Source organism: Marinomonas profundi (assembly GCF_020694005.1).
Lineage (GTDB): Bacteria > Pseudomonadota > Gammaproteobacteria > Pseudomonadales > Marinomonadaceae > Marinomonas > Marinomonas profundi.
Genome location: NZ_CP073013.1, coordinates 2,481,908 through 2,504,996, shown reverse-complemented (window position 1 = coordinate 2,504,996; position 23,089 = coordinate 2,481,908). Strand labels below are relative to the sequence as shown.

Below are 23,089 nucleotides of genomic sequence, written 5' to 3'. Positions count from 1 at the left end.
GTTTACATTTTCGCTAATACAGAATTTAGATAGCCGCCTTGCGCATTCATGTTGGCCAAGCGAGAATCCAAACCAGCAAACTTAGAGCGAAGTGATTCTTCATAACGAACCATCCGATCTTCATACGCTTCCAATGTCTCTTCTGTATTATCTATCGACCGAGTCAGCGAATCCTTTAATGTGTTTGTCATTCCAGCTGAACCCGTATAGCTGCTTAGCAAATTTTCCAGTGACTGAGCCAGACCATTTTTTCCTGATATCATTGGGGCAATTTCACTGTAGCCCCGCTTCATGGCATCGTCGAATTTAGCATTGTTAAAACTTAGCATGCCCTTGTTGTCCATTTTGATGCCCAAATCAAAAACAGACGTGAAGGTTCCGGCCTCACCATGACTGCTCATTAATTGGGTAGACAAGGATGATTGCAGTGTACGAATCATACTGTTGCCATTTAAAACCGCATCTTTGTCGGTACTGGCTTGTAAGAATCCGACCATGTCATTGTAAGAGGCAACAAAGGCTTCAATGGTTTCTTGTACGGTTTTCTGGTCAAAACTGATGTCAACCTTGGTGGTTTTGTCCGTTGGCGCTAACGCCTCAATGGACAACCCCGCGACCGCGTCATCAAAGGTATTTGATTGATTACGAATTTGAATACCATCAACGGTAATCACCGCGTCACGCGCTTCTTCCCCTAGAGGAGCATACAAACCAGCCGTCATGCCTTCGGTGGAAACACTGTCTAACGTAAGTCCAGCTGCGAATGGAGCGACCTCCGTGTTATCGGTGTCGTCTGTTTCGATCTCGACAGGCTCAATATCTGCGGCACTGGCTGTTTCTGCAATGTCTTTTTCTTCATCAGCAGGGATAGGGCCATCGTTGGCAAAGTCGACATCATCGCCTTCCAAATCCAATTCGTCAGGCTCGTCAACTGGCTTAGCGTCATCCGCTACCTCGTTGCTTTTTTCAACGGCGTCTTGCTCTTCAATAGGATCTTTTACGTCGATGGCGTCTTTGCTGTTGTCGATAATATTGCCATCTTCATCTCTAACAATAGACGTGTTACTAATTTTGAGCGTGTTACCAGCGCCCTGAATAGAGGATGTTGCGGTAAAAAATAGGTTGCCATTGCCGTCATCAATCAAATTCGCTGATACGCCAAAGTTGTCTTCGGAAGTATTAATCTGGTTACGTAATTCAGATAGGGTCGTGCCGGCATCAACATTGATAGAGAATTCATGGCTGCCAGCCTTAAAAATAAGTTGTGCGTCTTCTTTGGTGATGACCTCATCCGCAGAGGAAAATAATCCTTGCGCAGACATAATACGGCTGCCTTTTGCTAACTGATTGACATCAATCGCATAAGAGCCATTCGAAGCCGTGTTATCTGTGGTAATAGAAACAACTTCTTCACCTTCTTTTTGCGCAATTTTAGCATCGCGCCCAGTAAAAAGGTCGTCATTATTCAGTGCCTGCACTGAGCTTTTAAAGTTATCAATAGCAGAACCGACTTGGCCTAAAGCAGAAAATTCAGCCTCATAGCCATTAATTTTATCTTGATAAAGTTTAACCTTGACGTCTTTTTGAGCACTTACCATTTGCTTTACTAGAGACTCTAGGTCTATACCAGATCCCGCCCCTAAAGAGCCTACCGCCATAACTTTATCTCCTAACGCTTTCTATCTATGTCTAGTTAAACCTCACTGTTTACCAAGGTTCCCTTGATATCACTCAACTGGCTCATAATAGCATCAATTCTCTCAGACATTTTAAGAAACTCTTCTGTCGGAATTTGACGAACTACATCCCCTGTTGACTGATCCAATACTTTTACAATATTTTGTGCTCGGTCTTCTGTCATTTCAAAGGTTAAATGCACATTTAACTGGGACAGCTTTTTATTCATTGCCTTTAAATCATTAGGCTCAACCGGTGCCGATAAGTTCGAGAAATGAGACGGGTTATTGTCCCTATCCGCTTTGTTGCTATCGGCGGTATTTTGGACAACTTTAGCATTACTCTGACGCAGTGCAGCAAAATCCTCTGCGGCGCGCTGTTCGTTAGGTCTTAAAGAGTATGGAATACCCTGCTTAGAAAAATCACTGACATTAATGGACATAACAGAGTTTCTCCGGATAGACAAAAGCCGGGACAACGTCCCAGCTTTCCGCTACCACTAACGCTTAGCCTAGAAGAGACAAAGCGGTTTGTGGACGTTGGTTCGCTTGAGCCAAAATAGATGAGCTTGCTTGCTGAAGAATCTGAGAGCTTGTTAGCTCCGCCGTTTCTGCCGCAAAGTCAGCATCACGTACACGAGAACGAGCAGACGATACGTTTTCTGTGACGTTACTTAAGTTACTGATAGTAGAGCCAAAACGGTTTTGAATCGCACCCAATTCGGCACGCTTTGAGTCAACGGCAGAAATCATGGTGTCTAATACATCGATCATGCTTTGCGCATTTGCCATAGTCGATACAGAAGCGCTTGTTACACTCACTTGTGCTGTACTCGCACTGCTCGATAAACCGGACATAGTGAAGCCAGCATTACCCGCGAAGTCAATGGAATTAGTAACACCACCATCCGTTAAGTTAAAACTAATGGTTTGATTAGAGTCCGCACCTACTTGGAAAATACCAGTGTAAGTACCATCCAATAAATTCTCACCACCGAATGTTGTATCCGAAGAGATACGGTTGATTTCGGTTGATAGTTGACCCATTTCTTGCTGAAGCGCTGCACGGTCTTTATCTGAGTTTGACCCGTTTGCTGCCTGGATAGACAAGGTACGCATACGTTGCAACATATTAGATGTTTCATCTAATGCACCCTCAGCGGTTTGAGCCAAAGAGATACCATCATTAGCGTTTCGCACAGACTGGTTTAAACCATTGACCTGAGAGGTCAAACGGTTAGAGATCAATAACCCTGCCGAGTCATCCGCCGCACTGTTAATCCGCAAACCAGAAGACAAACGTTCGAAAGAAGTATCCAAAGATTTTGCTGAGCTCATCAACTGACGCTGTGCGCTTAAAGATGACGTATTCGTATTTACGTATAGAGCCATTATAGCCTCCTAGGTTTTATTAAATCCTGCAATAAAAAGCAGATCGTATAAGGTTTTCGACAAGACTTTGAAAACCTTTAGTCAATTTCGGATATTTTTTTCCACAAAGCGGAAAAAAATATCCCTTCAAGAGGCAGAAAACTGCCTAACTGGTTGTTTTAAAAGAGTAAATAATAATTAAATTTTTTTACTCTTTTTTCCAAAAAACGGTGTTTTCACGTCAATTAACCTAAAAACACACCCTAAAACACCTTTAACATTCGTATTTCTACAATGAGCTGACAAAAAGCCTTTGATCTGAATAACACTGAGGCCCGCTCTCTCGAAAACGGCAAAAAGCCAAGTGGCAAAATAGCGCCACAAAAACAAACCAACGACACAAAGTGACAAAAAATTGCCACCCACAAAACATCACCAACAAAACCAATATCCACAAAGGCACAAAGGCACAAAGGCACAAAGACACAAAGACACAAGCGGCCATACAACAGCAAAAGCCCATACACAAAAAACAAGACGCAGCTGTGCTGTGCCATTTCTTAGATAGGCAAAAAACCGAGCACAACAGTACCTTTGCGCGTTATATGGCAAACAAAAATAAAGCCTCGTTTTATACCGTGTATTTTTCATTCACCCATACGCCTACCGCCAGAAAATAACTTCCTAACAAGACACCGCCGTTCACACGCCCAAACTGCTTAGTAACCACAATAGAAATCTATCGCCGGTTACTTTTTAGAAGTTCAAGTAATGCTCACAACCTAGATGTGATCCAAACAAATGCCGCCCATACAGGCACGCCCTAAGCAGCCGCTCTAAACAGGCAAGGCCTAATAGCATGACTCAAATAGACATGACTCAAACCAATACAGCCTGAAAACATTTGTGCTCATAAAAAAACGCCTAAACATACTTTCGTCGCCTAATACCTCACTGTCGAAAAATTCATTAACTGGCTGTCATCATTAACAAAGCCCATCTCAAAGCCAATCAGGAACAAACAGCGCGCGCTCACGTCGCTCAATTTGCCCATTAATCCGCTATGGCATAAGCCTTCCCCCCATTACCGTCAAACAACAACGCAATATCGCGTTATTTAGGCAAAAAAAAGCCAGGTGAAAAAAATCACCCGGCTTAAAAGGCACCTCTAGGAGAGAGAAGTTGCCCATAATCCGAGAATAAACTCGAATACTTTGGAGAAGCCGCAATCTAGTGCCGCTTCACGTCATGCCATTTTTATCATTAACTACCTAGTAGAGATAATGCCGTCTGAGGACGCTGATTTGCTTGGGCAAGAATCGTACTACTCGCTTGCTGTAAAATTTGTGCACTGGTCAAGTTTGCCGTTTCTTGAGCGAAGTCAGCATCACGAACACGGGCTCGTGCTGCCGATACGTTCTCAGAGATGTTACTTAAGTTAGTCACCGTAGAACTAAAACGGTTTTGTACCGCACCCAGCTCCGCCCGCTTAAAGTCAACAGCGGAAATCATGGAGTCAATGATGCTTATCATGCTTTGCGCATTTACCATGGAAGACACCGAAGCCGTTGTCTCACTCACTTGAGAGGAAGACTGATTCGATAAACCGGACATAGTAAAGCCATTGTTCGACTGATAATCGATAGAATTATTCGCCCCACCAAACTCTAACGTAAAACTGATGGTTTGGTTCGCATCGGCGCCTACTTGGAAAATACCTTGATAGGTTCCATCAAGTAAGTTTGCACCACCAAATGTCGTGGTGTCGGCAATACGGTTAATTTCTTTGGACAACTGCCCCATTTCTTGCTGCAAGGCCACACGATCTCTGTCTGAGTTAGAACCGTTGGCAGCCTGAATGGACAAAGTACGCATACGCTGTAGCATGCTGGTCGTTTCGTCCAATGCGCCTTCCGCGGTTTGCGCTAAGGAAATGCCATCGTTTGCATTTCGTACAGATTGGTTCAAACCGTTAATCTGAGAAGTCAAACGATCAGAAATTTGAAGTCCGGCTGCATCGTCTGCCGCACTGTTAATTCGTTGACCTGATGACAAGCGCTGATAGCTTGTATCAAGCTCACGACTGGAATTATTTAGCATACGCTGAGCATTCAGCGAGGACACATTTGTATTTACGTATAAAGCCATTTTATCTCTCCTAAAAACATTTTTTGACGAGACAACCTTTTGATTTAATTAGTTATTTGGTTTTTGTCTCTTATTAAAGTTATCGACACTTCAGCGCTGATCTTTAATTTTTTTTTATACTTTTTTTACGTTCTATTCATTTTTTAAACACAAAAAAAGCGGTACTCACAGTTATCGAACTCAAGGCTGATAACTTTAAAAATAAAAGCCGAAAAAGCCAAAATAATGTCAAAACAATAGAAATTTAAAGGCAAAGAGGAGAAAACAGCATTGAGATCTAATGCTTCTTTCTATGAACGGTGAACGGTGAACGGTGAACGGTGAACGGTGAACGGTGAACGGTGAACGGTGAACGGTGAACGGTGAACGGTATTATGAAATATGATTGATGAACTGCAAGCCAAAGTCTTGAGGATCGACTTCTTTTTCAATCACTATTTCAGTTCTTAAATTGGCGGGCTTGTTTAACTCAACGTCTGTCACTTCAATAAAGGCTTTATTGGTCATGCTGTACACTTGGCGGACCAAAGAGGGCTGGAAGGACTTATTCAGTGTCAGGACGAAGCCAACCCGTCCATTAGACAAGAGCACACAAGACCCCACAGGAACTGCACCAATATTTTTCAGAAATACGGCAAGCAACTGCTTATCAAACGCCAAACCGGACTCTTTGCGCATCTGCAAACAGGCTTTTATTGGCCCCATAGAATGCTTATGTGGCTGTTCTGAGGTCATAGCATCATAAGCATCAATAATGGCCGCGATTTTTCCATAGACGGAAATTTCGTCACCCTGCTTACCTGCTGGGTAGCCCGAGCCATCCATTTTTTCATGATGGTCAGATAACATTTGATAAACCGCTTTAGGAACCCCATCGCACTTTTGCAAAATTTGTTCGCCAAATTGAATATGCTTACGAAACAAATCAAATTCGCCCTCGGTCATTTTAGTGGCTTTAGCCACCATGGCAGCGGGCAAACGGAAACGACCTAAATCAAACAATAACGCCCCCAGCGAAATGACTTCCACATAAGCGCTCGATAGTTTCATCGCCTTAGCAAAATGAATCCCTAACACCGCCATGCCCATGGCATGCTGCTCCAAATACGACGACGCGTCTTTTATATGCCGTATGGCCATTAACGAAAAATTATTTCGGGTATGAGATTCTATGAGTCGACGGCAAAACTTCATCAACGCCAACATATCTAGCTTATTACCCCGTTTAAAGCACTCTACTTGGCTGGATAACAAAGTATGGCCATCTTGAAACAACTTAAACGCAACAGCGGTTTCGTCATCAAATGAGGTGGGGATAAACTTGTTTTCGAGGGGCACTTTTTTGATTGCCGTGGAGGCTATGTTTTTCTGCTCCGCCTCAGCGAGAACACTAGAATCGTCTTTGACTGGGTCACCAGTCCCGGCGGCATTCTTATCCATACGAGCTTTATAGCTCAAGATGTATTCTCGAGTATGTTCGTTTAATTCTTGTCGAAAATAACGAAACAGACTTTTATTTCGAGCATGCTTACTGCGTAGCTCTTTGGTGTTCAAGTCAGGATTAAGTTTTTTTAGACTGCGTACCGAACGCCCACTGGCGATGGACAGGCAAAGGACAAGAAATCGCTCTTGAGCGTCATACAACCTTTCTCGGCGACTGCTTAATAACTGGTCACTATCAAAATACGGATCATGAGGAAGAAATTCAGCATCAAGTACTGGACGCAACACATCAAATGCCATTTGACGCATGGCAATCCCTACAATTCGGTCTTTGCGACCATGCATTCTGATCAGGCTCTGAACGCGTTTACTGCCAACTACTTTTTCTTTTATTTCCAATATTTCGAGTATTTCTTCTATATTAAAATACCCTACATTGATATCAGCCCCAAAACAGGACTCTATGTTAAATGCTGACATCGTTTTGACCTACCACTCTAAACTTACATCTTATTAAAAAGAGAAAGATTACTCATTCGAGTAAAGACTTTTTGCGACGCATTCAAAGCCGACTCTTTCATCGACAACTCGGTTGCCGCTGCGGCGAGATCCAATCCACCAATACGATCCTGCGCCACCGCATTTGATAGCTGGTTAGCCGAGCTAAAATCTTCTCGATCCCGCAAAATATTCAACCTTGAACCGACAGAAGACCGACCCTCACTGACTTTTCGCTGGGCATTATTAATGCTCGTCGTGGCATCAAAAAAAGCCGCCTGCCGCTCATCATGACTGGAAGTTTTATCCCTCAACACCGCTAACGTATCATTTATTTCATTGAGCACGTTATCTCGTCTTGGCTTATCTAACGCAAAATCAACCTCTGCACCTGGCGCCCCTTTTAATAGAAACGACATGCTGCCAAACGCAATAGGCTTACCCGCCGTATAAGAGCCAGAAGACACAACTTCACCAAGATGATTCGTTATGCTGTAGGTTCCAGGAGTGCCATCAAAAGCACGGCGTCTTTCTTGATCAGCCCGGGTATCTGAGCCGACATAATTCATCTCGACTTGGGCAGCTTCCCCTTCTGGCGTCACAGGCGATGTGGTTAGACGATAGGCATTCGCCTCAGGTCTTTCAGGGTCGTAATGCTCATCCATAAACGCATTAAAATCCCCCTGATTTTTCACTGTCGACTTTAGAGAAACATCCCCCGCCAACACTTGAGAGGAAAAGCTACGATTGGTCCAAATATCTTGGAACAAAGCTTTGCCAGAATCAGAAACAGGGATCTTCATGTCTTCTGAAATTTGAGCAAATTTTTGTTCTTCATTGCCCGCCCACTGGTAACGACTTTCACTATTCAATACAAAGGGCGGCCCTTGCGTATCGGTACCCGCAAAAATATAGTTACCATCTGCACTTTTTGAATTCATCAACTCGGCCATGGATTCGGTTATCAAGGCTATTTCCTGCGCAATGGCATCAATATCTTCTTGGGTATTGATGTCATTTTGCGCTTGAATAAAAAGCCCTCGAACTTCATCCATTGAATCGTTTAGGCTATCCAAGGCAACCTCTTGATACTCTAGGTTACCTGTTGCCATTTTAATCGATTCATCAAACAGCTTGAGGCGATTATTATTGCCTTCATACATTAATATCTGGCTCGCACCAACCGGGTTATCACTTGGTCTAACGATGTCTGTTTGCGCTGAAATTTTTTCCTGCGCGTTCATGATCTTCTCGTTTGCTTGGCCAATCGCCCGACTCGACTGACTATAAATCAAATTATTTGTCACTCGCATAAACTTACCTCATGATCCCTAACAGCGTTTCAAACGTTGTACGAGCTGCCGTTATCACTTGAGCAGAAGCGGAGTAGGATTGCTGATATTTCAGCAAATTTACCGCTTCTTCATCAAGACTGACCGCGGACAATCTATCTCGGCGGTTCACACTGTCATTCATAATAACTTCACTGGATTTTGCATGGCCTGCCGATTCTGCTGTCTTTGTACCGACCTGAGCAATAAAACCAGCAAAAGCCTTGGTTAAACTGGCTTTGCCTTCTACCAGTGACTGATTCTGTAAATTGATTAATGCTAAGCCATTAAAGTTATCAGAAGGGCCAATATTATCCGTGCTAATTGAGAATTCATCACCTTGCTGAGGCATAGAAGACACCGACACATCAAACCCAGCTTCTTTTGCTAAACCGGCCTGCTCAAGTAAATCGGTATACTGCAACACATTATTGACGGAGGCAATTTCGGTGCCTGATGCATCCTGAACCACATAAGAGCTAGGCGATGTAAAATAAATCTTATGGGGAGCACTTGGGTAAAGAGAACCATCCGACGCAAACGCCGATGTATCAGACCGAGTGTTGGTCACCGAAGATACCGACATTTTAGCATCAGATAAATTTTCTGAATGGGTCGTCGTGCCCACTGGAGAGCTTAACGCTAAAGCATCGCCATTTTTCGCATGCAAACTCAGACCCGCGGCCGCTCCGGCGCTGGGTGTGAAACGAAATACATCATCTTGGTCTATGGCGCTCAAGTCGCTGACTCGAATATCCAATCCTAATTCTTCAATTTTATAATAGCCATTAGCATTCGGCGTCATACTAGACAAATCAAACACAGTTGATTGCCCCACAGCTTTACCATTTAAATCGTATTGCGTAATCGCAAATCGATCATCGTCCGTTCTATTAAATTCGTACGTATTCGTCGTGAGTTTGGCAGACTCTCCCGTTGACACCTTAACCGAAAGGTTCGACAGTTTATGGATATTATCTTTACTGGAATAAATCTCTATTTTCCCCAAAGAAAACAGATCTCGGCCGAAGTCACCATTCGCATCTAGGCCCTTCGCATTCTGCGTATTCATAGCATCGGCAATGGCGATCGCATGTTGCCCTAAGGTACGATCTGCGTATTCACTGAATTCTGAGCGAAAATCCACCAGCCCGCCAATACTGCCACCAAGACTGTCTGTTTTTAAACCAACACTGTAATCCCCAAAACTGACCACAAGATCGATTTTCTTTGGGCTTAATGGGTTTTGTACGACCTTTAACTCAGTAGGGTTTTGATCCATAACCAAAGGCTGACCATTCCTTAACTGAATCGTCATCAACCCTTTATCATTAAACTGAGCGTTGATGTCCAAATACTTAGAAAGGTCTTTTGCCAATAACTCTTGCTGGTCGCGCAACTCATTTGCCGGTGAAATAGACAAACCTTCTTCGCGCAAAATTTTGCCATTCAAATCCGATATTTTGGTTGTAATGGCATTAATGTCGGTCAAAGACGATGACAACTGCTCGTCAACCAAGTTGGCTTGATTCTGCACTAAGCCTGATAAGGTTTTGTATTGTTCAACAAGGTTATTCAAACTGGAGTGAGCAAGCTGCCTTAAGGAAGATGACGTTGGGTCATTATTCGCGGCTTGCAAGGCGCTAAAGGCTTTATCAAGATAGCCGGTTAAAGACACACTGTCTTCTGCCAACAAGCTGTCAGACATGGACATCAAAGAATGATAAGCATCATGGTAGGAAAAATCCGACGTGTCCGCCCTGACTTGCGCACTGACAAACTTATCAACAAGGCGTGAGGTATCACGAAGCACAACGCCGCCCACGGGAGAACTGCTAGTATCCGTTCGTTGGCGACTGTAACCTTCGGTATCCACATTGGCTGTATTCTGCCCGGTCGTATTGATACGAGCATTACTGGAATGTAACCCAGACAAACCAATCGAATATAAATTTGAGCCCATAGCTCACACCCCTAGTACGTTTTCAAATAGTACGTTTTTCAAAAATAACCGTGCACTTTCTTTAGCTCTATCGGCTACTTATGCAAGAACTTTACCAATGCTGAGAATTGGGCGGTTTTATTGTTACAAACGTTGAAACCATTGACTAGAAAGGATGTTATCGATTTTTTCTGCATACTTGGGGTCTGTGGCATAGCCGCCTTGTTGCAAAGAAGCGGCAAACATTGACGCGTCATCCCCAGCTTGGAGGGCATCTTTATACCGCTCACTAGAGGACAAAAAGTTCGCATAATCATCAAAGCTCTGCGAAAAAGAATCATAGGCTCGAAAGGCGGCTTTCTCGCGTTTTGCGACGCCATCACGAAATTCCAAGGTATTTACCACCGCTCGATCACCTTGCCATCGGCTGTCGGCTTTAATGCCAAATACATTAAAGCTGGCCGCTCCATCCTCTTTGGCAATAGGGTATTTCCCCCAACCAGTTTCCAATGCAGCTTGGGCCAATACCGCTTTCGGGTTGACCCCTAGCGTTTGCGCCGCTTTCTGAGCGTGAGGCCAGAGGTGCTCAACAAACGCTTCTGGCGATTCAAACACGACAGACAAGGCTGATGGCGCAGAAACCGCGTCACCACCAGAAACCGCGGCGGTCTTTTGCTCAGCTTCCTGCTGAACCGACTGGATAAAATCGGTAGAAGCTCGATGCGCTAAAGCTTGAATTCTTACTAAATCCTGTTTCGCGACTTGATTGAGAAAATCCGTATCGCCCCGCTCTTTTGCTGCGGAGGAACGTAGACCTCCTTGCTGCTGAGTTTGATATTGACGCACCAGTGCTTCTGACAAACCAATACCACCTGATTTCGCCAAGCCCTGAGACATCTGAGAGTCCATCATTTCTTGATATTGTTTCGTTTGCGCACTGGAAAAAAGCCCGCCACCAATGGCTTCATTGGTGCTGCGCATATTTTTCAGCAGCATATTAATAAAGATTGATTCAAACTGCTGGGCGACATCTTTCAACGCGCCATCTGGGTCTTTTTGAGCCTTGGTCTTTAACGCGGTTAAGGTGGAAAAATCCGCGAAAAAGTCTTCTTTAGGTGGTACTGAATTCATCAAATCAACCTATATCACCACTAAATCAGCGTTCAAGGCGCCAGCTTGTTTTAAGCTCTCCAAGATCGCCATGACATCGCCAGGCGCGGCGCCCACTTGATTCACTGCACGAACAATATCGTTTAATGAAGCGCCAGGATCGAACACGAACATATGACCGCTATTGGGTGCTATTTCAATTCCCTCACGCGGCGAGACGATCGTCTCTCCCCCCGTCACCGTACCATCTTCGCCAACGACAGGAGGCACCTCACGGATCGTCACGGTCAAACTACCATGAGTAATCGCCGCGGGTGACACTTTAACATGTTGACCAATAATAATGGTCCCCGTTCTGGAGTTCACCACAATGCGCGCACGCTCTTCGGCGACTTCCACCTCGAGATTTTCAAGAATGGATAAAAAAGTGACTCGTTGACTGGAATCTCTCGGAGCGGAGACACGTATTGATGTCGCATCCAGCGTTGTCGCGACACCAGGGCCTAATAAACCGTTGATTTTATCGGCGACATGTTTTGCTGTGGTAAAGTCAGGACGGTTCAAATTAAACGTTAACGTATCGCCCATATTGAAACTGTTTGCCACCAAGCGCTCTACACTCGCGCCATTTGGGATACGACCAACAGTAGGAACATTGACAGAATTTCGACCTCCGTCCGCCCCATCAGCCCCCAAGCCACCAACAATCAAGTTACCTTGCGCGATGGCATACACTTCACCGTCTGCACCTTTCAATGTCGACAGAAGTAACGTCCCACCCCGCAAAGCGCTCGCATTGCCTATCGACGATGCCGTTACGTCTATTTTTTGCCCTGGTTTTGAAAAGGCCGGTAACGTGGCCGTGAGCGAAACCGCGGCGACGTTTTTCGATGTCGCATTAACCCCTTCGGGCAAGGTCACCCCAAAACGCGACAGCATGCTCGCAAAACTCTGATTGGTGAAAGCCGTGCTATCACCCGTACCATTTAAACCAATCACCAAGCCATAGCCAAACAGTTGGTTTTCACGAACCCCTTGAACACTGGCAATATCTTTTAAGCGCTCTGCGTGAGCAGAAAAAGACAAAAAATATAAGAGAATTAGCGCTATGTGCTTCATCACATCACCTTTAATAAGAGACAAAAACCAAAAAGAGAGTTATCTCTCTTATCTATTTGATCACTACGTTTAATAAGGCATATCACTAGAGTTTAGTAAACGACTTACCCAACCCTGTTCACTGCCAGCCGCCACATCACCCGTACCAGAATAGGTAATTCTTGCATCCGCCACTCGCTCTGATTCTACCGTATTATCTGGAGAAATATCCTGCTTACGCACAATACCCGAGAAACGAATGTATTCATCGCCTTGATTTAAGCGTAACCACTTTTCGCCTCGCACCGCCAACAGGCCATTGGGAAAGGCTCTAAATACCGTCACAGAGATGGTACCGCTTAAACTGTTATTTTGATTCGCTGACGCATTCCCCGTAAAGTCGGTGCCTTGTTGTGGAAGCGTGGTGTCCATTTTCAACTCTTGCCCCAACACGGTTGGGTTTTCTATGGTGGCCGACGCGGACTTAGACACAGCCGCCGCATTGGCTTTGGTTGAGGTTGTGCTCTCGTTCAAATTAATGGTTAAGATATCGCCTACTTTACTGGCTTTTTGATCACCAAAAAACACATCACCCATGCCGGTTTGATAAATCCCCCCCGTAGGCGCTTGAGAAGGTGCCATGCCGTTAGGGTAGACTGGCGTATAGTAAGGATCATCAGACTGAATAGACTGGCTAATTTGCGGGCCGTTTAAGGGATCATTCGGATCTGGCACATAGCCTTTGCGTGGCGCCGCTGCGGCTTCTTCTGGCGCTTCGTCGTCGTCCTCACCTGCTACGGCATCAATCACCGCATCGGCCACTGCCCCAGCCGCCCCTGCGGCGGCGGCATTAGCAACCGCTTGTTGGTTAACATCCCAAGAGAGGCAACCAGACAAACACGCACTTAATAGCACCAAGAAAACACATTTAGTCTTCATCATCATCCACACGTTACTATAGCTGCTGTATTGCAAAACTCATCATACCATCGGCGGAAGAAATGACTTTAGAGTTCATTTCATAGGCGCGCTGAGTGGTAATCATATTCACCAATTCTTCTATCGAATTAACGTTGGACGCCTCCAACATACCTTGCGCAATGGTGCCTAACGAATCCGTCCCAGGCACACCAACCAATGGCGGCCCGCTCGCATTAGTTTCCGTAAAAATATTTTGCCCAACCGCGTTCAACCCCGTTGGATTAACAAAACCAGCAATATTAATCGCTCCAACTTCCTGAGCATCCGCTTCACCATTACGACGTACCGACACAACACCATCTTCGGCAATCATAATTTCAAGTACATCGGGATCAATCTGAATACCGGGCTCGACCAGCAAACCACCAGAAGAGACAAGTTGACCTTGATTGTTAAGCTGAAGGCTGCCATCCCGCGTGTACGCGATCGTTCCATCGGGTTGCAACAACTGTAAAAAGCCTTTGCCTTGAATCGCGACATCAAGCTGTCTATCCGTCATATTATAATCGCCATTGGAAAAGTCTTTTTGCGTCGCGCCTACTTTTACCCCTGTACCCAGCTGCAGACCTGACGGCAGCTCGGCATTTTGGGCACTCAAACCGCCCGGCGCACGTACTGTTTTGTACATCAGATCTTCAAAGACAGCGCGATCTTTTTTGAATGCCGTGGTTGATACGTTTGCCAAGTTGTTGGCAATCACGTTCAACTGCTTATCCATGGCACTTAAACCGGTTTTACTGACCCATAATGCTGAATTCATAATCGCCTCTTTACATTCCGTTATTCTTTACTAATTAATAATTTTAAGCTGAACGCTGTAATATTCGAGCAGACGAGTCGGCGTTATCCCGAATCGTGTCCATCATTTTTACATTCATTTCAAAACGTCTAGACAGGTTCATAATGTGCGTCATTTCTTCCACCGCATTGACATTACTCCCCTCAATAAAACCGCTAGCCAGCTGTACATTGGGATCCGCTTCATAAACTTGGCCATCACGAGAGTGGATCAGACCGTCTGCCTCTTTGCGTAAATTTTGCGGATCTGGATTCACCAGCTTAATTTGATTCAGCACCGCCACCTCATTGTCTGCGCCACCTTGCGGAACAATAGAAATAGAGCCATCTGCGGTAATATTAATGTTATCCAGTGGCGGCAAAAAAATAGGCCCATCAATACCCGCAACCGGCAAACCTCGTCCTGTGACTAATTGCCCTGCGGCATTAATTTGTAAGTCTCCCGCGCGGGTATAAGCCTCTTGACCACTGTCATCATAAACCGTGATAAAACCATCCCCCGTCACGGCAACATCTAATGCTCTACTGGTTTGTATCATGTCGCCTTGGGTGTATCGCGTCGCTGGATTTTCTGTCATGGCATACACGCGGCTTGGGTGATGATCCCCATATACCTGCATTGAACGGGCTTGCTCGAAGTCAGAGCGAAAACCCGTCGTACTGACATTTGCCAAGTTATTAGCGTGTATTGTCTGAGCATTCATGGTTTGCACACCACCACTCATTGCCAAATATAAGGCCTTATCCACCGCGACACTCCTACAGAATTCACATTACAATTGAGATGATTTTCATCACGACTGCCCATAACCATTTATAACTACTATCAAAAATCGTACCAAGTCTAATAGCAGCGAATAAACACCAATAAAAAGGCAAAAAAAAGCCGAAGCAACTGAGCTGCTTCGGCATCAAATCTTCTCTCTCCAGAAAATTAACGTAGATTTATGATCGTCTGTGTTACCGTATTTTCAGTCTCTAAAGTCTTACTGTTTGCTTGATAATTACGCTGCGCCTCAATAAGCGCAACGAGTTCAGAGGTTAGGTCGACGTTAGATTCCTCTAACGCGCCCCCTTGTATTTTGCCTAATGTTCCGCTGTTCGGACGACCAATATCGGCCGGGCCAGAACCCTTACTCGCCAACCAAGAAGTATGACCAGACGGCATAAGACCGTCTGTGCTGTCAAAGCTTGCCAGGGCAATCTGGCCAAGTGTTGCCGTTTGTTGATTGGTATAGTTGGCCATGAGGAAGCCGTCACTATCAAAAGACACACCTTGTAACTCACCAGCAGAGAAGCCGTTTTGTTCAAAGTTGTCTGTATTTTCCAAAGCAAACTGCGTCGAACCGGTCAAATCCATTGGCGTGATACGACCTCTATTCGTCGGGTCTACCCCCATTATTTCCAATGTGATGGGCTGCGCAACACCAAAAGGAGGAATACCACGATAGGCTCCCATTAAGTTACCAGCAGCATCGAAAGAAACGGAGGTGTTTTTTTCCAAAAACAGCGTATCTTCTCCGGTCAAAGGATCAACATAACTTTCCTCGCCATCCATAGTCACGCGCAATTCATAAGTATTATCTTCGCCTTGCTTGGTAAAGTAATACCCCATGGTATGCGGCTCTCCTAGCGAATCGTATACCGTTCGAGTATTACCATAAGAGTAAGTCTCGGGATTCAATGGATCAAACGCTTCACGGGCAACGGAACTGGGTTTACGCACTTCTTCAGGCGCCAGCGCCGAAGCAATAGCCACGCCACCTAATGTCCCAGCCACCGCCAGTGGATTTTTTATAGCCGCTTCAATGTCTGCCACACCCGGCTCGGTTGCGCCAATATATAAAAGCTCAAACGGCGGCTCTTCAGCACCATCACCATTAAAGTCCATGCCTGCTTCTGCAGAATTATACGTGGCGTAGGTTTCGCCTAAAAACTTGGCGCCAGCATCGTCGGTTAAATTACCATCAACCGTTGCATGCACTTTGTAAGTGTTAGGCAAATCACTTTTCGCATAGTAATACGTCACTATATGGCTTTGCCCATTACCATCTATCACACCTTGAGTTTGTGTGTAGTTGTAAGTGTCTGGGTTTAGGGGATCAAAATCTGCCTTGATAAAAGGTGGCACATCATCTGTTTTTGAATTTAAGTTCACCTTTAAATCCATTTCAGTAGTTGGCTCTGGCGGGATACGATCTGTTGGTATCTTTAAGTCATCTAGATTGCCGCCCACCACACCATCAACAGCGTTAAAACCTTGGACGTTGCTACCCGTGTTGGTCACCAAAAAGCCATTTTCATCTAATTTGAAATTACCCGCACGCGTATAAGACTGAGCAATCCCCGCATCCAAAACAAAAAAGCCACTGCCATCAACAGCCAAGTCTAAATTGTTATCTGTGTAAGACAAATTACCAGCAGCAAACTCTTGAGAAACCTTGCTAACGCTCACACCAGAGCCGATGCTGTTGCCACTTCCTGCCCCCAGAACACTGGTGTTATAAAGATCATCAAACTCAATACGTGATTTCTTGAAACCTGTTGTATCGGCGTTGGCAATGTTATTACCGGTAACACTTAAATAATCGGCAGAAGCTTTAATGCCGGATAGTGCAGTATTGAATCCCATAATACTCTCCAATCACCCTAATATTTCTAATTCACGTGTAAGTTTGATTTTGCCGTGGTTTTCCACGTTTAAAACCGTACCATTTTCACCATTAATGGTGACGCCTTGAATGCGCGTAGGCAGCTGAAGACTTAAAGCCGACGTTTCACCTTGGTCATTCACCGAAAAAGCGGCAAAGCGATATTCGCCAGGCGGCAAAGGATTTCCGTCGTCATCTAATTTATCCCACTTATAGTCACCAGAACTAAGGGTCGCGGTTCGAACAAGACGACTATTTTCATCGTATATTTTCAAGGTAGAGGACTGGGAGTTCTCAGGAACAACCGTTCTAAGCTGAACCGATTCCAAGCCTTCGGTTACTTTCGCCTTATCACCTTCCATCAAAATCGATTTACCAACCAGCGTAGAAGCACTCAACGCTTGATTTGAGGTCAAAGAAGTTGCCATGTTTTCCAGCTGATCAGAAATGCCTGTCAGCCGCTCTAAAGAACTAAACTGAGACATTTGTGCCACCATGTCGTTGGTGTCTTGTGGCGACGTTGGATCCTGCCCTTTAAGCTGCTCAATATACAACTTTAAAAACACATTCTGATCCGCCAGTGCGGCAGCTTCTTCTTTTTTCAGCGCCTCCGGCTTTTCAATGCCGGACTTGGCTTTTGCGGACTCTGTCCCGTATTGGGAAATCAGCCCGCCAAGACCTTTGCTATCAGATATATTTGCCATCTATCAGCTCCTATGACTGCCCAAGTGTGAGCATTTTTTGCATCATACTTTTTGCCGAGTTCATAATTTCTACGTTAGTCTGAAAAGATCGAGACGCCGACATCATATCGGCCATTTCTTCCATCGGATTTACATTCGGATAAAACACATAACCTTCTTGATTCGCCATAGGATGATCCGGTTCGTACCTAGGTTGCAAAGGCGCATCTGATTCCACTATGCCATCAATTTTTACACCTACGCCAGCACCACTTTCATCCAAATTCGCACCATTCCAACCATATTCACGCATACTGTCATTCATCATTTGCGAAAAGACAGGCTTGCGAGCACGATACGTCTGATCGGCAGAGCTGGCCGCACTGTCTACGTTAGCCATGTTGCTTGCAATGGTATTCAAACGCACCGTTTGAGCACTCATGGCCGATCCTGAAATGGTAAAAATATTACTTAAAGACATTGTTATCAGTTCCCAGTCAGTGCTTTTTTCATGCCGCTGATTTTTCTATCCAAAAACATAAAACTTGTGTCAAATTGCAATGAGTTTTGCGCATATTCTGCTTGCTCTCTTTGCATATCGACCGTATTACCATCAAGAGAAGGCTGGCTCGCATTTCGATACAACAGACCATCAGATTCCCCTGATTGACCTTCGCTGGAGATATGCCGAGCATTGGTTCTGGCGAGTGAAAAACGACTCGTTTCATTTTTCAAATACGAGTCAAAACTAATGTCTCTCGCCTTAAAGTTTGGCGTGTCAGCGTTCGCTATATTGTTCGCAAGCACAGCCGCTCTAGCACTTCTAAACTCAAGTGTTTTGTCGTGCCCTGCAAACGCACTCGCAAAAGATATCGCCATCTAACCCTCTATAAAAAACTGTATCTATTAGAATGACATGTATAAAGCAATTATGATGCCAAAACAAAAAACCTTTACTTTTCAATTGCTTAAAAAAATAAAAATGAAAGACGGCAAAAAGCGGCAAAGGTAAAGGTAGGACAAAAGAAACAAAAAAGCCCGTCTGATTTTTGAAGATGGGCTTTTTAATATAAGCGTGTTGGGTAACGCCTATTTAACGAGACTTGGCTTTATAAACAATACCTGGGTGACACTGGACTATCTCAAAATATTCAGACAAACCACTTAACGCCTCCGAACCACCAAGAAACAAATACCCACCAGGCTTTAAAGAGGCGTGCATTCTTTTCAAAATATCCAGCTTGAGATCAACCGTGAAATAAATCAGTACATTTCGGCAAAAAATCACATCGAACTTGCCTAGCATAGAAAACGAATCGATAAGGTTCAGGTACTTAAACTCCACTCGAGCACTCAAATGAGGCTTAATCTTCCACGCAGAGTCATTCACTTTATCAAAATAGCGACGTTGTAAATCTGGCCCAAGCCCTCTGGCGATGGCTAAGCTGTCATACTCACCTTGCTTAGCATGCTGAAGAATATTGGTGCAAATATCTGTTGCTACGATTTTCTCACCCGCTTTCAACAACCCCGGGCGAGAGGCTTTAAATTCTTCTATTACCATACTAATAGAGTAAGGTTCTTGCCCTGTGGAAGAAGCCGCCGACCAAATTCTTAGTGGCGACACTGTCATTTCAGGCAACACTTTTTCTTTTAGAATGGAGAACGGATGAACATCCCGAAACCACAGCGTCTCGTTTGTCGTCATGGCGTTGATGACTTCTTCCTTTAATTTCGAGCTTCCGTATTTTTGTAACGCATCAACAAGTTTTTCAATAGTCGTAAAACCCTCTCGTTCTAGAATCTTCCCTAAACGACTGGCGACTAGATACTGCTTATTATCACTCAAAGAAATACCGCAGGCTTTCTGCAGATAGTCTCTGAACCTTAAATACCCGTTGGGGGTAATTGCATTTGTGCTACTGAGCATCAAAACTCCATAAGTAACAAATTCAATACAGACAGCCTGATATTAATATCGGACAACGCACTACTCAGATTGAATTTGTACTGTTTCTATTGCCAGCCTAGCCAGCTCATCCGGTTGAAATTTTGCCAAGAATCCATCAGCGCCTACTTTTTTCACCATAGACTCATTAAACACGCCACTTAACGATGTATGAAGCAAGATAAACAAGTCTTGTAGACGGCTGTCATTACGAATCGATGTCGTTAATGTATAGCCGTCCATTTCTGGCATTTCAATATCAGAGATGACCATCGCCAACTCTTGAGTGACATCTTTACCTTCTGCCACCATCGCATTTAGGTAATCAAGCGCTTCTCGCCCGTCGCATAAAACCGTGGTGGCAAAGCCCACCTGCTCCATACAACGCTTAATCTGTTTTCGAGCAACAGAAGAGTCATCGACAATCAGTATATGATGCTTTTGTGCATTTTCTGTTATGCCAGCATTGACAATACCATCTGAAATATCTTGGCGGGTCGGCGCCACCTCAGAAAGGATTTGCTCAACATCAATAATTTCAACCATTTCTTTATCCACCTGACAAACCGCCGTCAGATAGTTATCATTCGACAGGCCTTTAGGTGGCGGCTGAATATCAGCCCAATTCATATTCACAATGCGCTCAACACCACGCACCAAAAAACCCTGAATTCGACGATTGTATTCCGTAATAATGACAAAACACTGGCTAATATTCTCCATTGGGCTTGCACCAGTCGCCAACCCTAAATCAAGAATAGGTATCGTCCCACCACGAATATGAGCCACGCCTCTCACCACGGGTGAACTATGAGGCAGCATGGTGAGTTTTGGACATTGAAGCACTTCTTTTACTTTAAAAACGTTGATGCCGTATATTTGCTTACCATTTAAACGAAACAACAGCAATTCTAGTCGGTTTTCTCCCACAAGCTGTGTACGTTGGTTGATTGTATCTAGAACTCCGGCCATAAACGCCTCCAAAATGAGCAAACATTATACTGAGGTATTATCCCCAAAATTGTTAAAATACATCATCCAATGATAAAGTGATTTCTACTATTTTACTAACTATCTTATCTGTAACCTAATAATAAACAAAGAGAGCAAATCATGCGAATCATAAGGCTAATGATAGCCTTCATTTGTTGCCAAGCTGGGCTGCTGCTAGCGGCCCCTATTGAGCAACAAATTACCAATTATATCAATGACATTGAAATTCCGAGGCTAATCGAAATATACCCTAACGCACGCATCGACATCGCCCTTAACAACCTAGCGGCATTAAACTACCTACCCAACTGTGACAATGCAAAAGTCCAAATCAGCAACCAAAGACCTGACGCCACTAAAAGAACCAACTATGAAATAACGTGCGATTCACCCAGCTGGACATCATACGTCCCAGTGACACAATCCATCATGATTGAAGCCATAAGAACCATCACCCCGATTGATCGAGGCCAAGTGATCAATCAATCTAATACCGACGTAGGAGAAGTCGACCTAACCAGTTTAAGGGGGCACGTTTTTACGACAGAGAACCCACCTTATGGTCTAATCGCCTCACGCAATTTACGCATCAACACCTTTCTTACCGACAACGTGACCAACCAACCCACCTTAGTGAAAAAAGGCGATATTGTTCTCATTACCGCAAGCAGCGGTACTATTATAGTTAGAATGAACGGTGTTGCCTTAGAAAACGGCATAAAAGGCCAACAAATACGTGTTAAAAACACCAGTTCGGAACGAATTGTATACGCCAAAGTTGTAACGGACAGCGAGGTTCTTGTAAACTATTGAGTAAGAACTAATCGGCATTTTCTAATTCAATCTTTTTGGGACTTTTTATTAAAGTTTCCGTAGACCAAGCCGACAATATAGACAGGCAAATCATGAAAGGGCGGAAAACCCAATGGCAATACATTTAACAGGTCTATCGAATCAAAGCACGGTCAATAAAAGTGAGCGATCGCAAAAAGATGATGCGGTGGGCAATGCGGCGGATAAACAAAATGCGGTACCATCTGGTGGTACCTTAGCGGAAGATACCGTTAAATTAAGCGGTACAGCACAAGTACTACAGAATCAACAATCCAAAATGAATGACCTACCGGATGTTGATATGGATAAGGTAGAGCAAATTAAAAACGCCATTGCGGCGGGGGAATACAAAATAGACACCCAAAAATTAGCGAGTAACATGGCTTCCATGGATTCACTATTCTAAGCTGCACTTTCTGCGTGGCGCGTAAACGGTTTGCCTTATGATCCCCATTACCCCGATATTCATCAGAAGCAAAGAAATATTAAAAGAACTTTCCTCGCTTCTGGATGAAGAACGCTTGGCGTACGGCAAGCTAGACAGTGAAATCATCATCAACCTGTCCGAACAGAAACAAACCCTACTTGATGAAATGAACCAGCTTAATGAGAAAAGAATCAATGTACTCATTAAATTTGATGTGGTTGACCGAAAAAAACCCACCGAAGAAGCCTTTAAAAACTGGCTCAACACACAAGACAGCTCGATGGACAACATTCGCCTTCTTATGCAAGATTGCGAAGCACTGCTAAAACAGTGTAAAATCAAAAACAATACCAACGCTCGTATTTTAAATACGCTACAAAAGCGTAACAAACACCTATTCGAACTTCTTCAAGGCCATAGCAGCAAAAACAAAGTCTACACTGCCAGAGGATCAACTCGCCCCATTAGCAGCAAACACACCTTAGGGCGCGCTTAAAAAACCATAAAAATCAACGTCATACTTAGCTTACAATTGTCTTTCAGCTATAATTAATGTATAAATCCCTTTTTAGAATACGTCCTCATAGGTAAACAGGATATACCGGCCGCCTCCTAAGCAGCTATTCCAGGTTCGAGTCCTGGTGGGGACACCATTCAAGAAACACCCAGATTCCAAACAGCCTTAAGACAAAAAAAAAGAGCCTTGGCTCTTTTTTTAATTCTTTGTAAAGCAAGACTTTTATTCTGCTTCAATCACTTCAAAGCTATGCACAATGTTAACGCCACCTCTCGCCAACATAAGAGAAGCTGAGCAATACTCTTCTGCCGATAACTTAACCGCACGGGCAACAACGCTTTCTTTTAAATTACGCCCAGTCACCACAAAATGCACGCGAATTTCCGTAAACACAGCCGGCACCGTATCCGCACGATCGGCATCAATTTGCACGACACAGGAAATCACCTCTTGTCGAGATTTTTTCAAAATCCCAACCACGTCATAAGAAGTGCAGCCCCCTAAGCCAGCCAGCAGAAGTTCCATTGGTCTTGGCCCAGCGAGCTGATTACCATCTATTTCAACCTTAAAACCCGAGCCTGTTTCAGCGGTAAAATGCACATCTTCTTGCCAACTAACATTTGTCTTCATAACTCAACCT

Annotated in this window: 23 protein-coding genes and 1 tRNA gene; 5 read left to right on the top strand and 19 right to left on the bottom strand. The window is 44.4% G+C overall.

Features of this window, described 5'->3' with window-relative positions; genetic code table 11:
* Positions 1–2: 2 nt before the first annotated feature.
* The 3 genes from fliD to J8N69_RS11790 all read right to left on the bottom strand — a co-directional run bounded on the left by fliD (position 3) and on the right by J8N69_RS11790 (position 3,068).
* Entirely contained in the window at positions 3–1,658 is a 1,656-nt protein-coding gene (gene fliD / locus J8N69_RS11800) for a flagellar filament capping protein FliD (protein WP_168826892.1), read from the bottom strand.
* 35 nt (positions 1,659–1,693) lie between these two features.
* The gene (locus tag J8N69_RS11795; RefSeq protein WP_168826894.1) at positions 1,694–2,119 is read right to left on the bottom strand and encodes a flagellar protein FlaG; all 426 of its coding nucleotides are present in this window, start codon (positions 2,117–2,119) and stop codon (positions 1,694–1,696) included.
* A gap of 64 nt (positions 2,120–2,183) precedes the next feature.
* A complete protein-coding gene (locus tag J8N69_RS11790) occupies positions 2,184–3,068 on the bottom strand; it encodes a flagellin N-terminal helical domain-containing protein (protein ID WP_168826896.1) in 885 nt (294 codons plus the stop codon).
* Positions 3,069–3,451: 383 nt separating this feature from the next.
* Here J8N69_RS11790 and J8N69_RS11785 point away from each other — a divergent pair, with 383 nt between their 5' ends.
* Positions 3,452–3,727 (top strand): hypothetical protein, encoded by a 276-nt coding sequence (locus tag J8N69_RS11785; protein WP_168826898.1) that lies wholly within the window; start codon positions 3,452–3,454, stop codon positions 3,725–3,727.
* Positions 3,728–4,310: 583 nt separating this feature from the next.
* Here J8N69_RS11785 and J8N69_RS11780 read toward each other — a convergent pair.
* The 15 genes from J8N69_RS11780 to J8N69_RS11710 form a co-directional block, all read right to left on the bottom strand.
* The gene (locus J8N69_RS11780) at positions 4,311–5,195 is read right to left on the bottom strand and encodes a flagellin N-terminal helical domain-containing protein (protein WP_168826900.1); all 885 of its coding nucleotides are present in this window, start codon (positions 5,193–5,195) and stop codon (positions 4,311–4,313) included.
* A gap of 372 nt (positions 5,196–5,567) precedes the next feature.
* Positions 5,568–7,118: an HD-GYP domain-containing protein gene (locus J8N69_RS11775; RefSeq protein ID WP_168824453.1), complete on the bottom strand. Its 1,551-nt coding sequence runs from the start codon at positions 7,116–7,118 to the stop codon at positions 5,568–5,570.
* A 23-nt stretch (positions 7,119–7,141) separates the two neighbouring features.
* On the bottom strand, positions 7,142–8,449 hold the full coding sequence (flgL, locus tag J8N69_RS11770) for a flagellar hook-associated protein FlgL (RefSeq protein ID WP_168824455.1): 1,308 nt from the start codon (positions 8,447–8,449) through the stop codon (positions 7,142–7,144).
* A gap of 4 nt (positions 8,450–8,453) precedes the next feature.
* Positions 8,454–10,430 carry a flagellar hook-associated protein FlgK gene (gene flgK, locus J8N69_RS11765; protein ID WP_168824457.1) on the bottom strand — a complete coding sequence of 659 codons (1,977 nt, stop codon included), beginning with the start codon at positions 10,428–10,430 and terminating at the stop codon, positions 8,454–8,456.
* A 123-nt stretch (positions 10,431–10,553) separates the two neighbouring features.
* Positions 10,554–11,540, bottom strand: coding sequence for a flagellar assembly peptidoglycan hydrolase FlgJ (gene flgJ / locus J8N69_RS11760; RefSeq protein WP_168824460.1), 987 nt, complete (start codon positions 11,538–11,540; stop codon positions 10,554–10,556).
* A 9-nt stretch (positions 11,541–11,549) separates the two neighbouring features.
* Positions 11,550–12,638: a flagellar basal body P-ring protein FlgI gene (locus J8N69_RS11755; protein WP_168824462.1), complete on the bottom strand. Its 1,089-nt coding sequence runs from the start codon at positions 12,636–12,638 to the stop codon at positions 11,550–11,552.
* A 69-nt stretch (positions 12,639–12,707) separates the two neighbouring features.
* Positions 12,708–13,562, bottom strand: a complete 855-nt coding sequence (locus J8N69_RS11750) for a flagellar basal body L-ring protein FlgH (RefSeq protein ID WP_227803878.1) — start codon at positions 13,560–13,562, stop codon at positions 12,708–12,710.
* Between the two features lie 10 nt (positions 13,563–13,572).
* The gene (flgG, locus tag J8N69_RS11745) at positions 13,573–14,358 is read right to left on the bottom strand and encodes a flagellar basal-body rod protein FlgG (protein WP_168824466.1); all 786 of its coding nucleotides are present in this window, start codon (positions 14,356–14,358) and stop codon (positions 13,573–13,575) included.
* A gap of 43 nt (positions 14,359–14,401) precedes the next feature.
* Positions 14,402–15,145 (bottom strand): flagellar basal-body rod protein FlgF, encoded by a 744-nt coding sequence (gene flgF / locus J8N69_RS11740; RefSeq protein WP_168824468.1) that lies wholly within the window; start codon positions 15,143–15,145, stop codon positions 14,402–14,404.
* A 185-nt stretch (positions 15,146–15,330) separates the two neighbouring features.
* Positions 15,331–17,028, bottom strand: coding sequence for a flagellar hook-basal body complex protein (locus J8N69_RS11735; protein ID WP_168824470.1), 1,698 nt, complete (start codon positions 17,026–17,028; stop codon positions 15,331–15,333).
* Positions 17,029–17,040: 12 nt separating this feature from the next.
* Positions 17,041–17,751, bottom strand: a complete 711-nt coding sequence (locus J8N69_RS11730; RefSeq protein ID WP_168824472.1) for a flagellar hook assembly protein FlgD — start codon at positions 17,749–17,751, stop codon at positions 17,041–17,043.
* A gap of 10 nt (positions 17,752–17,761) precedes the next feature.
* Positions 17,762–18,211 carry a flagellar basal body rod protein FlgC gene (gene flgC, locus J8N69_RS11725; protein WP_168824474.1) on the bottom strand — a complete coding sequence of 150 codons (450 nt, stop codon included), beginning with the start codon at positions 18,209–18,211 and terminating at the stop codon, positions 17,762–17,764.
* A gap of 5 nt (positions 18,212–18,216) precedes the next feature.
* The gene (gene flgB / locus J8N69_RS11720) at positions 18,217–18,609 is read right to left on the bottom strand and encodes a flagellar basal body rod protein FlgB (protein WP_168824476.1); all 393 of its coding nucleotides are present in this window, start codon (positions 18,607–18,609) and stop codon (positions 18,217–18,219) included.
* A 214-nt stretch (positions 18,610–18,823) separates the two neighbouring features.
* Positions 18,824–19,660 (bottom strand): CheR family methyltransferase, encoded by an 837-nt coding sequence (locus J8N69_RS11715; protein ID WP_168824477.1) that lies wholly within the window; start codon positions 19,658–19,660, stop codon positions 18,824–18,826.
* 60 nt (positions 19,661–19,720) lie between these two features.
* Positions 19,721–20,650, bottom strand: a complete 930-nt coding sequence (locus tag J8N69_RS11710; protein WP_168824479.1) for a chemotaxis protein CheV — start codon at positions 20,648–20,650, stop codon at positions 19,721–19,723.
* 141 nt (positions 20,651–20,791) lie between these two features.
* Between J8N69_RS11710 and flgA the strand changes: the two genes are divergently transcribed.
* The 4 genes from flgA to J8N69_RS11690 all read left to right on the top strand — a co-directional run bounded on the left by flgA (position 20,792) and on the right by J8N69_RS11690 (position 22,585).
* Entirely contained in the window at positions 20,792–21,484 is a 693-nt protein-coding gene (gene flgA / locus J8N69_RS11705) for a flagellar basal body P-ring formation chaperone FlgA (protein ID WP_168824481.1), read from the top strand.
* A 112-nt stretch (positions 21,485–21,596) separates the two neighbouring features.
* On the top strand, positions 21,597–21,911 hold the full coding sequence (gene flgM, locus J8N69_RS11700) for a flagellar biosynthesis anti-sigma factor FlgM (protein ID WP_168824483.1): 315 nt from the start codon (positions 21,597–21,599) through the stop codon (positions 21,909–21,911).
* Positions 21,912–21,948: 37 nt separating this feature from the next.
* On the top strand, positions 21,949–22,428 hold the full coding sequence (locus J8N69_RS11695) for a flagella synthesis protein FlgN (protein WP_168824485.1): 480 nt from the start codon (positions 21,949–21,951) through the stop codon (positions 22,426–22,428).
* Between the two features lie 81 nt (positions 22,429–22,509).
* Positions 22,510–22,585 (top strand) — tRNA-Arg (locus tag J8N69_RS11690).
* A gap of 86 nt (positions 22,586–22,671) precedes the next feature.
* Here the strand turns inward: J8N69_RS11690 and J8N69_RS11685 are convergent.
* Positions 22,672–23,079, bottom strand: a complete 408-nt coding sequence (locus J8N69_RS11685) for an OsmC family protein (RefSeq protein ID WP_168824487.1) — start codon at positions 23,077–23,079, stop codon at positions 22,672–22,674.
* Between the last annotated feature and the right edge of the window lie 10 nt (positions 23,080–23,089).

What these genes read in the sequence shown, in the direction of transcription:
- flgM (WP_168824483.1), top strand. Translation starts at nt 21,597, where the DNA reads ATGGCAATACATTTAACAGGTCTATCGAATCAAAGCACGGTCAATAAA.
- J8N69_RS11710 (WP_168824479.1), bottom strand. Translation starts at nt 20,650, where the DNA reads ATGGCCGGAGTTCTAGATACAATCAACCAACGTACACAGCTTGTGGGA.
- flgJ (WP_168824460.1), bottom strand. Translation starts at nt 11,540, where the DNA reads ATGAATTCAGTACCACCTAAAGAAGACTTTTTCGCGGATTTTTCCACC.
- J8N69_RS11695 (WP_168824485.1), top strand. Translation starts at nt 21,949, where the DNA reads ATGATCCCCATTACCCCGATATTCATCAGAAGCAAAGAAATATTAAAA.
- flgG (WP_168824466.1), bottom strand. Translation starts at nt 14,358, where the DNA reads ATGAATTCAGCATTATGGGTCAGTAAAACCGGTTTAAGTGCCATGGAT.
- flgB (WP_168824476.1), bottom strand. Translation starts at nt 18,609, where the DNA reads ATGGCGATATCTTTTGCGAGTGCGTTTGCAGGGCACGACAAAACACTT.
- J8N69_RS11735 (WP_168824470.1), bottom strand. Translation starts at nt 17,028, where the DNA reads ATGGGATTCAATACTGCACTATCCGGCATTAAAGCTTCTGCCGATTAT.
- J8N69_RS11775 (WP_168824453.1), bottom strand. Translation starts at nt 7,118, where the DNA reads ATGTCAGCATTTAACATAGAGTCCTGTTTTGGGGCTGATATCAATGTA.
- flgA (WP_168824481.1), top strand. Translation starts at nt 20,792, where the DNA reads ATGCGAATCATAAGGCTAATGATAGCCTTCATTTGTTGCCAAGCTGGG.
- fliD (WP_168826892.1), bottom strand. Translation starts at nt 1,658, where the DNA reads ATGGCGGTAGGCTCTTTAGGGGCGGGATCTGGTATAGACCTAGAGTCT.
- J8N69_RS11755 (WP_168824462.1), bottom strand. Translation starts at nt 12,638, where the DNA reads ATGAAGCACATAGCGCTAATTCTCTTATATTTTTTGTCTTTTTCTGCT.
- flgK (WP_168824457.1), bottom strand. Translation starts at nt 10,430, where the DNA reads ATGGGCTCAAATTTATATTCGATTGGTTTGTCTGGGTTACATTCCAGT.
- J8N69_RS11685 (WP_168824487.1), bottom strand. Translation starts at nt 23,079, where the DNA reads ATGAAGACAAATGTTAGTTGGCAAGAAGATGTGCATTTTACCGCTGAA.
- J8N69_RS11790 (WP_168826896.1), bottom strand. Translation starts at nt 3,068, where the DNA reads ATGGCTCTATACGTAAATACGAATACGTCATCTTTAAGCGCACAGCGT.
- J8N69_RS11795 (WP_168826894.1), bottom strand. Translation starts at nt 2,119, where the DNA reads ATGTCCATTAATGTCAGTGATTTTTCTAAGCAGGGTATTCCATACTCT.
- flgL (WP_168824455.1), bottom strand. Translation starts at nt 8,449, where the DNA reads ATGCGAGTGACAAATAATTTGATTTATAGTCAGTCGAGTCGGGCGATT.
- J8N69_RS11780 (WP_168826900.1), bottom strand. Translation starts at nt 5,195, where the DNA reads ATGGCTTTATACGTAAATACAAATGTGTCCTCGCTGAATGCTCAGCGT.
- J8N69_RS11715 (WP_168824477.1), bottom strand. Translation starts at nt 19,660, where the DNA reads ATGCTCAGTAGCACAAATGCAATTACCCCCAACGGGTATTTAAGGTTC.
- J8N69_RS11730 (WP_168824472.1), bottom strand. Translation starts at nt 17,751, where the DNA reads ATGGCAAATATATCTGATAGCAAAGGTCTTGGCGGGCTGATTTCCCAA.
- J8N69_RS11750 (WP_227803878.1), bottom strand. Translation starts at nt 13,562, where the DNA reads ATGATGATGAAGACTAAATGTGTTTTCTTGGTGCTATTAAGTGCGTGT.
- flgC (WP_168824474.1), bottom strand. Translation starts at nt 18,211, where the DNA reads ATGTCTTTAAGTAATATTTTTACCATTTCAGGATCGGCCATGAGTGCT.